Raw genomic sequence first — 13,459 nt, forward strand, 5'->3', positions numbered from 1 at the left:
GTCTGCAGCAGAGATGACTGCGGCAAACCTGATCACGCTGACGGCGACCATCGAGGATGGCGACGGGGACACGGACAGTGCCGTGGCCCATATCGCCCAGGCCTTCCAGTTCGAGGACGATGGGCCGACGGCAGCACTTGCAGACAATGGCTCGCTGATTGTCCTAGATGAGACGGACGGTGACGGTGATGATGACGGTCCGGGCGGTGTCCTTGCAGATGTCACCACCTCGATTGCAAGTCTCTACAACGATACATCGGTCTTCGGCAAAGATGGCCCTAAGGACGCTGATGACAGCGACGATACGGGACTGATTCCGGACGACGATGCTGTGACTTACTCGCTGTTGTTGGATGTCGATGATGGTACGGCATCCGGTCTGATCGATACCTTCACCGATCGGAGTATTAATCTGTATCAAGTCGACGATTACACGATCGAAGGTCGGGTCGATACGGATGAAGTGGCGGACGGTGAAGACGACACCGTCGCCTTACGGATCATTGTTACGAACGATCCGGATGACGTCCGGGTGATTCAGTTCCGTGCGGTCAAGCATGACAACCCTCTCGACCCCTTCGAGGAAGGCGCCGAGGCCGAGAGCATCGATCCCGACAAAGTCCTGCTTCTGGTAACAGTTCGCGATGGCGATCTCGATGTTGACAGCGATACGGCCGAACTGGGCGCGCTGATCAATATCGAGGATGATGGACCTGCAGAGGCGGGCTCGGCCACGCTTGTTCTCGAAGAGGACGACATCAGCGCGATCAACGGCAACGACAATGACGCGGCGGACGGTTTTGGTTTGGGAACCGGCAACGAGGACTCGGTCTCAGTCACGCTCAATTCTACGCAGATCTTCTCCGGCGTTGACCTTCCGGTCTCGTTTGCCATCGATGGAGAAACGGATCCGGATACGGTGTTGCCAACCTTGCTCTCGCAGGGCCTGGAAGTGCATTGGGAAGCTGTGACCGGCGGCGCAACGGAATACGTGCGCGGCTACACCAATATCGATACAACCCGGGAGTTGATCATCGAGTTGGCACTGACCGACAATGGTGACTCAACGGCGAACGCTGTCGTGACCATACATGGCGAGCTTGATCACGTCATCGAAGGCGGCGGGGGCACTGAAAACGAGCTCCTGCAATTGGCCGGCGGTGGGTCCATCTCGACGATCGACTTCACGCCGATACTCGAGATCACCGATGGAGATGGCGATATCTTGCCGTTGAACCCGGGCTTCCTAAACGCCAAAGATATCGACGATACGCCAGAGATCAGCGGACCAGTGTCCGATCCGGGGGTCGTCGACTTCATCGCGGGCCTGAGCATCGACAACGTGGACCTGAACGGTTCGGTTGGCGCTGATGCCAACGACAGCAATGATGAGAACTCGGCGGGGACCAAGACCTACACGTTCTCCTTCCCCGTCGATTCCAACGGTGATGGCTTCTTCGATGCCAATGACACGATCACGTCGACATCGATAGAAGGACTCGAAGCCGAAGTTTCGGCAGACGGGACGACGATCACATACTTCGTGGATGGCTTCGGTGGCGGCACTGTGGATAACACTTGGGAGGCCAGCGAAAGGTTCTTCGATGTCGTGTTGGGCGACCAGGGGGGCAGCGGTGACTATACCTTCAATGTCTACCAGGGGGCGCCGCCAGCATTTACGGAGTTCGACTTCGAGGACTTGCCATCTGGCCAAAACCTGCATGGGACGATTGCCAATGACCTGTCAGATCCAACGATTGGTGGGTTGTTGCTGATCCCTGAAGGGACCGTTCTTGATCCTGCCGATGGCACGTTCACCAACACCAGCCAGACCACCAATACATCAAAAGGTGGTGGTCCGGTCACGATTGGTAATACGAACCAGATGTTCGATCCGGGAGAGGGGCATTACTTCGTCTATGTCAGTGATACCAATCCGGCAATGGTTGCCGGCGCAGGTCTGGACCAGAACAACGCCGACGATGCCGATACGGTCGAGTTTGGCGGTACAGAGCCCATAAAGACGGCGCAGGTCGAGATCGTGCAGATCCAGGGGAACAGCCCAGCGACCATCAATATCCAGGCCTTCGATGTTGATTTCGACGACTTCGCGGATGATGGCGGTGATCTGACACGGATCGACACGGATGCGGAAGCGCGCCTGTTTGTAGAGAATCCGGACACGTACCTGACGGATACCGACGGTGTTGCACCGGGCATTCAGCAGCCCAAGATCACGTCGATCTCGGTCTACAACACGGCGGATCTGGACGCAGCGGCCGACCCCTCAACCGTGACACCTCTTTACACGGTGGACATTGGTGACGGGGATATTATGGGCGTGACCTGGAACAACGGAGGTGAATCTGTTGATGTGGGCAATCTCGGTGCTAACGTCACTGTTGAGTTTACCACTGACGTTCCCCACGACATGGCGCTGGTGTCCAACGTTGTCGGCAAGTACGACCTCGGCGGCTTCAATCTGCTGCAAGTCGACGAGACCCCGGATCAGCTGTTCGACTACACGGTCGAGATTACTGACTTCGATGGCGACACAGCTGCCGAGACCTTCCAGGTCCTGGTCGATGGAACCGGCAAGTTCGACGACGGTGTCTTCGATCTAAACCCTGACGTCTGATGATACAGTTACCGGCCGCGAAACCCTCGCGGCCGGTACCCCAATAAGGCGGTAAGTAGACAGGAACAAACGGCATGACGAGGCTTAAAAAAAACCTTCTGACGGGAGTTATGGAATCTATATCTCAGCAGAGAGCCGCACTATTTATTTTCAGTTGCCTAGTGAACATGCTTCTTCTTGTTACTGCAATCTACATGCTTCAGGTGTACGACCGGGTCTTGTCCAGCGGCTCATTGGCAACGCTTGCTTGGCTGACAGTAATCGCACTGATTGCGGTGGTAGCCTACGGCTTGCTCGAACAGGCTCGCCGCCTGATCCTGTCGCGAACCGCAAGCTACATTGAAAGCGAATTGAATGCGCCGACACTCCGCGGCGCAATGGATCTCAATCGAGAAGGTAAAGTGCCACCGGCGAGCGTGCGGGATGTGGCGGACTTGCGCAATTATTTTCGGAGTGACGCGGCGCTTTCATTCCTTGACGCACCGTGGAGTGTGATATTCCTTGCCTTCATTTGGCTTTTACATCCGATCCTCGGCTTGATTGCCACGCTCGGAGCCATCACCTTATTTGCGGCCACTCTCCTTAATGATGTTCTTACACGCGCTCGACAGCGTGAAGCGGCCGGGGCTGTCCATGCTGCCAATGAAACCGCTGTGCGGCTTGTGGACGCCGGCGAAACAATTTCAACTCTTGGAATGGCACCTGCCATCTTCTCCCGCTGGAGGGAGCAGCAAAACAGGGCCCATGCCGAACAACAAGAACTGGGTGAGAAAACAACTACCATTTTGAGTTTAACCAGGTCTCTTCGTATGGGCCTGCAGATTGCTGTTCTTGGAATGGGCGCATATCTTGTTCTTGGAGCAGAGATCACCGCCGGGGCGATGATTGCGGCGTCAATCATTACAGGCCGCGCCCTCGCCCCAATTGATCGATTGACCAGCAGCTGGAACCGGTTTGTATTGGCGCGGTCGGCAAAGAAAAAACTTAAGGCCCTCTTCGAAGAGGTTGCGAAGACACCGGATCGGCTGCAACTGCCCCGACCGAAGGGAATTTTGTCAGTTGAAAACATCAACTTCATCGCCCCCGGCACTTCGAAGCCGATCTTGCACAGCATTGATTTCAGCTTGGAAAGGCCTGGTACATGTTGTGCGGTGATCGGTCCTTCCGGTGCAGGGAAATCAACGTTGTGCCGCATGTTGGTCGGCATGTGGAAGCCCAGCGGAGGTCAAGTTCGGCTTGACGGAGCCGATGTATTCACATGGGACCCGGATCGCTTGGGACCCTACATCGGTTACTTGCCTCAAACGGTCGAGTTGTTTCCAGGAACAATAGCGGAGAACATCGCGCGCTTTGGAGATGCTGACAGCGAAGCGATAATTGGAGCCGCGCGCCTGGCAGGTGTTCACGAGATGATCCTTAAGCAACCCGACGGATACGAGACGCAAGTAGGTTTCGCGGGTGATCGACTTTCGCTGGGTCAACGGCAACGGATTGGCCTCGCGAGGGCGGTTTATGGCATGCCTTCGTTTGTCGTCCTCGATGAGCCAAACTCAAACCTCGACAGTGCGGGAGATGCGGCGCTTCTGTCCACGCTCTCCGCATTAACTGAAAACGGTACTACGACCGTGATCGTTTCCCATCGTGCGGAGGTATTAAAGGGTGCAAGCAAAGTTCTCGCATTACGCGACGGAACAATAGGGAGTTTTGGGGACCGCGACGAAGTGCTGAAGCCAGTTACGAGCGCAAAAAAGACATCACCCCAAACCGCAATTCCACGTCAAAAAATCACACTCGGGTCGAAAACCAAATGAGGAAATTCAGTACATGATGGATTGGTGGAAGACATCAGGAACGGCTCTTTGGTCAGCAACGATCGGATGGCTGGAATCTCTAGCAAGAGAGGCAAGCCAATTTGCTGTCGAATACGCATGGGTTTTTCTCTATCTCTTCTTGACAGTTGCCACTCTTGTTACTCTCCGCGCTTTGTTTTTTCGAAAAGCGCCAGTAGGTGTCGAACTGACGCGAGCAATTCGGCGGCCACGCTTCTTCGGCTATGTCACCGTATGTGCACTTATTATTTCGTTGGCTAGTTGGTCGTTATTCGCGCCGATTGCAAGTGCGTCGATTGCTTTTGGCGTTGTAAGTCCTGACGGCAGTCGAAAAACGATCAGTCACCTTGAGGGAGGCATTATCCAATCAATCCATGTCCGTGAAGGCGAAACTGTCGCGGCGGGAGATCCACTCGTAACTCTGGAAGATGTTCGCGCGCGAACCGAATATAGCGCGTTGCGGGAGCGCATGATGTTTCTACTGGCGTCGCGTGCCCGACTAGAAGCTCAGCGTACGAATAAGGAGCGCATTTCTTTTCCTGACGAGTTGAAACGCTTCGGTGGAGAAACTGTCGAAACTATAATCGAAGCACAGAACGAATTACTTGAAAGTCAGGAATTAGCGCACAAAGGTAGGGAAAAAATTTATCGGCAAAGAATATCTCAGATCAACGAGCATACGGCAGGACTTGAGGAAGTCATTGCAGCTCAGGATGAACAGCTGGCAATTCTAGAAGTTGAGATTGAGAATTATCAAACTCTCTTAGAAAAGGGGTTAACTCAAGCCTCAATTCTCTTTTCGCTACAAAAGGAACGCACCGAGTTGATTGCGAAGCGTGCGATCAACTCTGCAAAGATTGCAGAGAACCGAGAGGCAATTGCGACCGCCGAGATAGAACTTCTTAATCTTCGAGAAGGACGTATTGAAGACGCTCATAACAAAATTCCCGAAATTGACAATGAGATTTCCGAGCTACGATCTCAGTTGGAATCGAGGAGCGACGTTTTAAAGCGAACTATAATTAGGGCGCCAAACGCAGGAACAGTAATTGATCTACAAGTTGCGACGGTTGGGGGCGTGGTGCGTCCAGGTGCCTCAATAATGGAACTTGTACCGCTCGATGCTCAACTCATCGTTGATGCCAGGGTGAAGCCGATTGACATAGATCGCGTGCGACCGGGTATGGAAGCGCGAATTATACTTTCGGCTTACAAACAAAGAAATCTGCCACTCATCAGTGGCACCCTTCTCTCGATTTCGGCTGACCGCCTCGAAGAGGACCGAACAGGTGAGCCATACTATCTCGCGAAGGTCGAAGTTAACCCGGCCGACCTTAAGAAGGCAACGGATGTGAAGTTAATCCCCGGCATGCCTACCGAAGTTATGATCTTGGATGGCGAACGATCCGTCATTCACTATTTGCTTGATCCGCTCACGGCGTCATTTGAGCGAAGTTTTCGAGAGCAGTGAAGGCCACACCATTCGAAAAGTGCTTGATCTGAAACTGTGCGATAATCGGTTGAAGCGTGCATCGCGACGAAGGAGCGTGCGTTCACCCCCGACTTTGTACAGTCTGTTAACCTGATATTCGAACGTATTTTCTTTAAGTATCTATGCGCCAGGGCCTCTTGGGCGCATGGATTGACGAAAAGCGCCGACTGTTGCTTCGACGGACGTAAATTATCTCGCGAGAGCAACATCTTGCTTTAGTGACGGGTGCGTGAAACTTGTGACTGTGAGGAGATACGCAGTTCGAAGCTCCCACATTTCCGGCATTGTTTAAGTCGACAGGGATCAAGCAATTCACAACTAGGATGTCTGTACCGTTCAATGGACTCAGGGTCCGCCTTAAGAGAGTGTCTTGGTCCCTAATCAAAGACAGACAATTGGGACGGCCCTTCCAAGCTCAAGAATGGCTGATCCCGATAGCCTGGCAAGGCCACAGTCCGCTCTTAAGAGCAACTAAGCGGGCGTGGCCTCTCTGGCTATATAGCGTGAAGCATTGTTCCGATGCATCCTCAGGCCCAGACATTTTGCTCGGCCTTCTCCAAATACCGTGCAAGAATATTCACCGATTTCCATCCCCCGGCCCGCATAATCGCTGCCGTATCATAGCCGGCGCAGAGGAGATCCTGAGCGGCACCAACGCGCATGGAATGGCCGCTGAAGGCATCAATCTCCCCAGGGGGCAGACCGACGCGTCGCGCCGCAGTTTTTACGAGACGCTTGACGATCGTTGTCTCAAGGCTGCGGTTCAGGGCCTTGTTCTGATAGATCGGACAGAAGAGCCAGGGGATATGCGGCCCGCGCCATGCAAGCCAATCCTGAATGAGACCCGCGGTCCGGAGGGATGTGAAGGCGAGACGTCCTTCTCCGAAGGGATCGGACTTGCTGCGCCGGATGAGTACGCGAAGCGTTCCATCCTCGCGATCTTCCAGATCATCTGTTTTTAGGGCAACAAGTTCTGACCGCCGGGCCAGGAGTTCGTAGCCGAGGGCCAGCATCGCGCGGTTGCGCAGACCCCAGGGCGTATCGGGTTCGCTGGCAATGAACCTCTCGAGATAGTCCCGCGTCAGACCCTTGGCTTGCTTTGGACGAACGGCATGCTTGCGACGAACCCGCCGCAAGGAAAGGTTGATGTCCTCGTCATAGGTCGGGTCCGGAAGCCCTAAGAGCCGATGGAGCTTTCGGATGGCATAGAGGCGACGTCGCACCGTGGAGGGTGCCCTGAGCTCGCCTTGCGCTTCCAAGAAGCTGCAAACGGTTCTGACAGACGCCGGGAAGGGCACGTTATCCGAACTCTCACACCAGTCGACAAAGACCTGCACGTCTGCATAGTAAGACCGAATGGTAGACGGGGCATACGCGCCCTCAAGGCGTTGGATTTCTGCGCGCCAACATGTAATTTTTATGAGGTCATCCACAGATCAATTATGATAAAAATTTTATCACAATGCAAGACATAGAGGTCACCGGATATCAAATTCGCGCAGCGAGAGGCGCATTGAATTGGTCGGTTGGTGACCTTGCGGAACAGTGTGGGGTAGGGACGGCAACAATCGTTCGCTATGAGACTTCGGTTGGTGTTCCCGCAACCAGAATGGGAAACCTGAGGAAAATCCAGCGCGCCTTAGAAGCCGCCGGTATCGAATTCATTGGCTCCCCGGACGATGCCCCCGGTATTCGGATCCATCCATCTCCAAATTAGGCGACAGATCGCTTCTATGACCCAGCCCGATAGCCGTAGCTCCGGGGTATCTCGTTCAGGCGAGCAGCACGTGAAGATCGCTTCCTCGACCCCCCGGAATCGGGAGTTCAGGATCTGCAATATATTGATATCAATAAAGAATTGAGCCGCCCCGAGGGGCGGCCCAGAAAAAACTTGCCAAGTTGAGCGCGTCAGGCGGAGACGTGAGAGGTCAGTCGCGAACGAAAGAGGGACACGAGTTCTGATCGCGAAGTGACGCGCGCATCATAGCAAGGGCGGACAAATGGATTGGGTTCACCCTCCTGCTTCCACGCGGCAAAGCTCCGAAACCGGAGCCCCGACACAAGGAAGTAGAGATAGCGATAAAAGGAGGATTTTTGCGCAAACTTGCGCTGAACATATTTGGACATTTGATACTCTTTACAACTGGGTACTTATACAACTCTGCCAGATTTGCAGACAAGTTCGGCCGGATTATGGCGGGGCCGGTGTGATTTCGTGGAATCCCTCGGCCAATTGTGAACGCCTCGGGCAACTGCCTGCCTATTTACGCGCAAACCAACGTCCGGAGGCGGTATCCTCCTGTAGCGCGTCGACAAACTCGAGATCGAGAAAGCCATCGTAGCGCAGTCTCGAGGGGCGCATTCTGTCCTTGTTTTTCCGAATGGTCTTCTTCGGGCCTACCGCGTCGTTATGTTCTGGGCAGGGGGAGGAACTCTCCAGGAAGCACTTTCCCGTTTCCCTGCAGTACTTAAATGTGCACATATGCTTTACCTTTGTACTCGCTAACTAAACTCTGTCTTGGACGCATCTCTTAGTCGCAGACGCCTCCTTCACAGAGTATTCCAGCGCTCTCTTCGAGACTGCTCTCAATCGACGCCGCCGCACCAACAGTTCCAGCGCCAATGGATGTCATGACCACGATGGCCAGGGCCACGCAGATTGCGGTCAGAAATATCCAATCGACGGTGACGGCACCTGACTCTTCGGCAAGGAAGCATTTGCATTTGTGGGATGGGCTTTGAGCGGTAATGGAATTCTGCTTTGTCATTTTAGGGACTCCGAGTCGAAAGGTCATTGAAGAGTGGATGAGGAAACCGGGCTTGCGCGCGGTTAATCCTCGTCACCGCCCTGGTTGCGATCGTACGACTTGCCAGGATCGCCCCCGTCAGGACCATTACCGCGTCCAGCGTCCATGTGATCGCTGCTCGGGGTCGAGGATGCCTGCGACGGAGTGTTCGGCCTTGAAGCGCTGTCGCTCTTGCCAGGCGTCGGGTCGTTCTTCGGGTTCGTCGGTGTATCCACGGGGGTCGAACGCGTGTTCTTACTCTCAGAGCCCGATCCAGAAGGGGTGGATACTTTTGTGCCAGGGGGATTTGAGCTTGGGCTCGTGCTTTCGACAGTTCTGCTGGACACGGTGACGATCGTTTGAGGAGGTTCGCCATCTTCAACGATAGGGACGCCGGTGGACTCGTTCGAGGTCGTTGACGTGCCAGAGGGCACCGTGTCCGAAGATGACCAGAAGAATTGCCGGTCCTTGGACCCATCGCTCAGGTTTGGACGATACGGGCGCGGGTGACGCCGCCACCAGGGACCCTCATCGAGCGTGGCGACTTCCTTGACGAGACCGGCAACCTCGATGGTCACCCTGCGGTTCAGGCGCTCCGGGTTTTCGGTTTCGATAAGAGGGTCGTCTTCGCCTTGGGAGACCAGCGCTTCGAGCCTGTCGCGCTCGATTCCGGCCGCGACCAGGTACTCGAGAACGCGCTTTGCGCGGCGTTGCCCCAGATCCAGGTTGTAATCGGGGTTGCCGACCTTGTCGGCATGTCCCGTGACCGAGAACTGAAGCTCTGGGCGCTCCGCCATCCAGGCAACCTGGGCATTCAGGAGAGCCTGGGCGTTCTGGTCGAGCGTGTCGCGATCAAAGGCGAAGGTGACAGCCAGAACCGGCCCAACGCGTTCGTCAAGAACCGCGAGCGGGAAGCGCTCTGCGGTGGTGACGGCTTCGCCGCCCGCTGAAAAATGGACTGTCTGGGTGTTAGGTGCGCAACCTGCAGTCAGCAGGAGGGCGCCGGCGCAGACCGCGCCGAGAAGCTTACTCGTACTCATAATTCACCTACTTGGTGTTACTGGTTAAAACTGGCGGGATACATCCGCCGACAGTTGTCATTTAACAGCACAAAATGGGAGATAGTATGACCCGATTATGGAAATTTTGTGGCGCACCGACGGAAGATGTGAACCCTTCGCGTGTCTGATCGAGGCACTCTTTCTTAAGTGTATGAAAGAGGATGACCGAGGCTCTCGTCGACTTTGGTTGGGAGAGAGTGCGGTATAATGGTTTGCGGAAGGCAATAGAGAGTTCTTGTGAACAATATCTGTGGGCCTGATGGGGCGGAGAAAGACACAGCACAGTCTGCCTTGGCAACACGATAAAGGCGTGGGCGGCGGGATTCGATATGTCAGCATTGCCCCCGGAGGTCATAAAATAATTCGATTCACCAGACTAAGGTCTGAGTGCCACTACGACGTTTTGCGGTACCAGTAGGACCATATGCCGATGCATGTGGCGATTGAATTGCACACATTGGAAACGTACCGCCCAATTTTGGGCCTATACTGGAGACCGTACATGAAACTTTCCCAACTCCTTCTCACCACATCGATTTGCGCCGTGGTCGCAATGCCTGCTTTCGCTCAGGCCCGGAGCTTTGCTGACGTCGACACTGATGGGAACGGCGAGCTCTCCCTTGAAGAACTGAAAGAGGCTTTCGGGAACGCTGGGGCGAACTCCATACTGGTGCGCAATGACCGTGATGGAGACGGCGCGGTTACCGTTGCAGAGATCAAGATATCTAAAGATGACGAAGACGATGATGACGAAGACGACGAAGATGACGACGAGTCCAGCGACGAAGACGATGATGAAGATGACGACGAGTCTAGCGACGAAGATGACGACAGTGATGACGAGTCTAGCGACGAAGCTGACGACTGATCCAAGCGCGTTGCGCGGCGCCTGAACACCGCCATGCTGGGCAGCCGTACGGGTGTACGGCTGCCCATCAACCTAACCCGGCTTAAAAAAGACAAGGAACGCTTCTGTGGAAGCTGTCACACAAACCAAATATCAAAAGCTCTTCGCCACGCCGCTCCTCCGCTTCAAGGTCGAGGGAGCGCATAGGCTCAACAAAGAGCTTTTGGCCGAGGGTGGCCGTCTACGTGCGCAAACCGAAGGTGTTTCAAAATCAAATCGAGGCGGATGGCATTCCGCCGGCAACTTGTTTGAAAATGAAGCGCCGTGCATCCAAGAACTGAAATCCCACGCGACACAGACTGTTTTGAGCGCCACCGAGACCATCGGGGCGAAGGCGGATATGTCCGCGTTTGATCTCAAGCTGTTTGCCTGGATGAATGCCAACGTACCGGGGGGCTACAATGCCCCCCATACGCATCCGGGCGCGCATTGGTCTGGTGTTTATTACGTTGCGCAACCGGAGGTCGAAACCGGATCATCGGGAAAGATCGAATTTCTCGATCCGCGCTCCGACTTGCCCAATTGGCGCAGGCTTCAGGCCCCCCCCTTTAGCGCGAAAAAGGCTTTTCGGCCGGAGCCAGGCGAGCTCATCCTCTTTCCCTCCTATCTGGTGCACTGGGTACATCCGAATGAAACGCCAGATGAGCGGGTCACAGTCGCGTTCAATGCGACGTTTCGTAAGACCAGAAAAGGACGAAAAGCCTAATTCGGCGATGCCTGAGACGGGGTTTTTGTCGGCCAGTGCTTCCGTGGAGACAGGCCGCCAAGCCTATTCAACGCGCCCCCAGGCCTCGTGCGCGATCAGGGCGGCTTCAACGCGGTTTCTTGCGTCAAGTTTGCCCATGATAATGGTCATGTAGTGTTTAACCGTTTTTTCCTGAATATCGAGTGCGTTTGCCACTTCCTTGTTGCTCTGGCCCTTGGCAACCAGCTTCAGGATGTCCTCCTCCCGCTTGGTCAAAGACTGAAGCGGTGACGTCGACGTGTTGGTGTCGGATTTCGACATTATCGTCAGAACTTTTGCGGCAAGCGCGGGTGACACATGCGCCTCGCCGCGGGTCACGCCTTTAAGAATGCTGCGTAATTCGCGCGCCGACACCCCTTTGAGAATATAGGCAACCGCGCCCAGCTTCAGCGCATTCGCAACATTTTCGTCTTCTTCCGAGACCGTAAGCATGGCGACGTGCTTGGCGCTATTTGCAGCAACGATTGCACTCACGGCCGAAAGCCCACCCCCCGGCATCGACAAATCGAGCAGAGCAATATCGGGATGCTTTTGCTCGGCCAAGCGTATCGCTTCCTGCGCCGAACTGGCCGTCGCGACGACACGGAATTCTCCGGTTTCTTCGAGGCTGGTGACAACGCCATCCCGGTAAATTGGATGATCATCTGCGACCAAAATGCGAAGCGTCATTGCCCGTCCTCCAGGATTGGCAGCAGCAATCGAACCGTGGTTCCTTTGCCAGGCTGCGACGTGATTTCAACCTTGCCACCAAGGGTTGCTGCGCGATCAGAAAGGCCAACAAGTCCCTGTCCTCCGTCATCGCGCACACCGGCAACTGCGCCTTGTTCGAAACCTTTCCCATTGTCTGTCACAAGGACGGTTATCCAGTCACTGTTCACAGCCAGCTTAGCCGCGATCTCGGTCGCCTCGGCATGTCTGCTGGCGTTTGAGAGTGACTCCTGCAAGAACCTGTATACGCAGAGCCTTGTTGCAAACGACGTGTCGATATCTATGCCCGGATTTTCTATGAGCTCGGCGTTTGATCCAAAGCTTTTATTGTGGTCTTTTACCGCCTGAGCGGCGCACTCCTTGAGATCGAGTTTGGCAAGGTCTGGAAGCGACAAACCTCGTGATATGGCACGCAGTTCGGCCATCGCATTTGCCAAAGACTCCCGTACAGTTTCGGCATCTTTGGAAGACTGGAAGCCCGCAGCCTCAAGCCGCAAACTTGCAAGCGAAAGATGCTGTGCCACGCCGTCATGCAGGTCCTGTCCAATGCGTTGCATGATCTTTTCTGACTGGGCCGTCGAGCGCTGAGCGGCCTGTGAGACATGTTTGCGCAGCACTTCGTTGCTTTTTGAAAGCTGGCGGCTTTCTTCAAGTTGCAGCCGAAGTTGTTCGCGCTGCCGCTCAATCAGGCGACTGCCTGCATGGACGATGATAAAGAGAAGGGCGCCACTGAATGCAAAAATTCTTGAGACAAACTTCCAGCTATCACGCCGCGCTGCAGTCAAGGCCTCTGCAAGGTCCTCGGCGCGTTGATAAAACTCCACGACGAACAAGACCGCCCCTGTATTTGTATCTCGGATGGGAACGTAAACCTCCAAGAGAGGCACGCCTAAGACAGCCTCCGGATGCCCTGCCTGTGCCTGCAATGTCTGAAACTCTGCAGCGACGTCGCCCGACAAGGCCTTCAAAAGCGCAGGAGATGGCTCATACACCAATCCGCGCTCTTCGGGGCGGAAAGAGTCCAGAATTTCGCCGCTCGAACTCCAGATAATATACGTAACGACCCGTTCGCGCAGAATGCCTTCCTGGAAAACTCGGCGGAGCGCGAGACGGGAACTGTCCGATATAATTGCATCGTCGGACTCTCCGCGGCTTTGGTTTGGAAGCACGCTCTCAATATAAAGTGCAGCGGCCGTTCCGGAGTTTTGCACCACGCCTTGTTCGATGTGGTCGGCGACCCAGCTTCCAACAGCAAAAGCAGCCATCGCTATCACCGCTCCGCCCACGAGAAAA

General features: G+C 54.9%; 11 protein-coding genes. 6 read left to right on the forward strand and 5 right to left on the reverse strand.

Annotation, left to right across the window (positions count from 1 at the left end; genetic code table 11):
* The 3 genes from BOA8489_RS13885 to BOA8489_RS13895 all read left to right on the forward strand — a co-directional run.
* Positions 1–2,638: DUF5801 repeats-in-toxin domain-containing protein (locus BOA8489_RS13885; protein ID WP_176440311.1), on the forward strand; the 2,638-nt coding region annotated here is incomplete at its 5' end.
* Between the two features lie 74 nt (positions 2,639–2,712).
* Positions 2,713–4,449, forward strand: coding sequence for a type I secretion system permease/ATPase (locus BOA8489_RS13890; RefSeq protein WP_093974827.1), 1,737 nt, complete (start codon positions 2,713–2,715; stop codon positions 4,447–4,449).
* Between the two features lie 13 nt (positions 4,450–4,462).
* Positions 4,463–5,938: an HlyD family type I secretion periplasmic adaptor subunit gene (locus tag BOA8489_RS13895; RefSeq protein WP_093974829.1), complete on the forward strand. Its 1,476-nt coding sequence runs from the start codon at positions 4,463–4,465 to the stop codon at positions 5,936–5,938.
* A gap of 548 nt (positions 5,939–6,486) precedes the next feature.
* Here BOA8489_RS13895 and BOA8489_RS13900 read toward each other — a convergent pair.
* Positions 6,487–7,182 carry a tyrosine-type recombinase/integrase gene (locus tag BOA8489_RS13900; RefSeq protein WP_245813850.1) on the reverse strand — a complete coding sequence of 232 codons (696 nt, stop codon included), beginning with the start codon at positions 7,180–7,182 and terminating at the stop codon, positions 6,487–6,489.
* Positions 7,183–7,421: 239 nt separating this feature from the next.
* Here BOA8489_RS13900 and BOA8489_RS21105 point away from each other — a divergent pair, with 239 nt between their 5' ends.
* On the forward strand, positions 7,422–7,676 hold the full coding sequence (locus BOA8489_RS21105; protein ID WP_093974833.1) for a helix-turn-helix domain-containing protein: 255 nt from the start codon (positions 7,422–7,424) through the stop codon (positions 7,674–7,676).
* 814 nt (positions 7,677–8,490) lie between these two features.
* Here BOA8489_RS21105 and BOA8489_RS13915 read toward each other — a convergent pair.
* Entirely contained in the window at positions 8,491–8,727 is a 237-nt protein-coding gene (locus tag BOA8489_RS13915) for a hypothetical protein (protein WP_093974837.1), read from the reverse strand.
* Between the two features lie 62 nt (positions 8,728–8,789).
* The gene (locus tag BOA8489_RS13920; protein ID WP_093974839.1) at positions 8,790–9,785 is read right to left on the reverse strand and encodes an OmpA family protein; all 996 of its coding nucleotides are present in this window, start codon (positions 9,783–9,785) and stop codon (positions 8,790–8,792) included.
* Between the two features lie 523 nt (positions 9,786–10,308).
* Here BOA8489_RS13920 and BOA8489_RS13925 point away from each other — a divergent pair.
* Together BOA8489_RS13925 and BOA8489_RS13930 are read left to right on the forward strand one after the other, a co-directional pair.
* Positions 10,309–10,674: an EF-hand domain-containing protein gene (locus tag BOA8489_RS13925; protein WP_176440312.1), complete on the forward strand. Its 366-nt coding sequence runs from the start codon at positions 10,309–10,311 to the stop codon at positions 10,672–10,674.
* Positions 10,675–10,780: 106 nt separating this feature from the next.
* Positions 10,781–11,419, forward strand: a complete 639-nt coding sequence (locus BOA8489_RS13930; protein WP_093974844.1) for a TIGR02466 family protein — start codon at positions 10,781–10,783, stop codon at positions 11,417–11,419.
* Between the two features lie 63 nt (positions 11,420–11,482).
* Here BOA8489_RS13930 and BOA8489_RS13935 read toward each other — a convergent pair whose 3' ends face one another.
* Together BOA8489_RS13935 and BOA8489_RS13940 are read right to left on the reverse strand one after the other, a co-directional pair.
* Positions 11,483–12,127 (reverse strand): response regulator, encoded by a 645-nt coding sequence (locus BOA8489_RS13935; protein WP_093974846.1) that lies wholly within the window; start codon positions 12,125–12,127, stop codon positions 11,483–11,485.
* A complete protein-coding gene (locus tag BOA8489_RS13940; protein WP_176440313.1) occupies positions 12,124–13,431 on the reverse strand; it encodes a sensor histidine kinase in 1,308 nt (435 codons plus the stop codon). Before BOA8489_RS13940 ends, BOA8489_RS13935 begins: the two co-directional genes overlap by 4 nt.
* Between the last annotated feature and the right edge of the window lie 28 nt (positions 13,432–13,459).

It is taken from the genome of Boseongicola aestuarii (genome assembly GCF_900184815.1).
Classification (GTDB): domain Bacteria; phylum Pseudomonadota; class Alphaproteobacteria; order Rhodobacterales; family Rhodobacteraceae; genus Boseongicola; species Boseongicola aestuarii.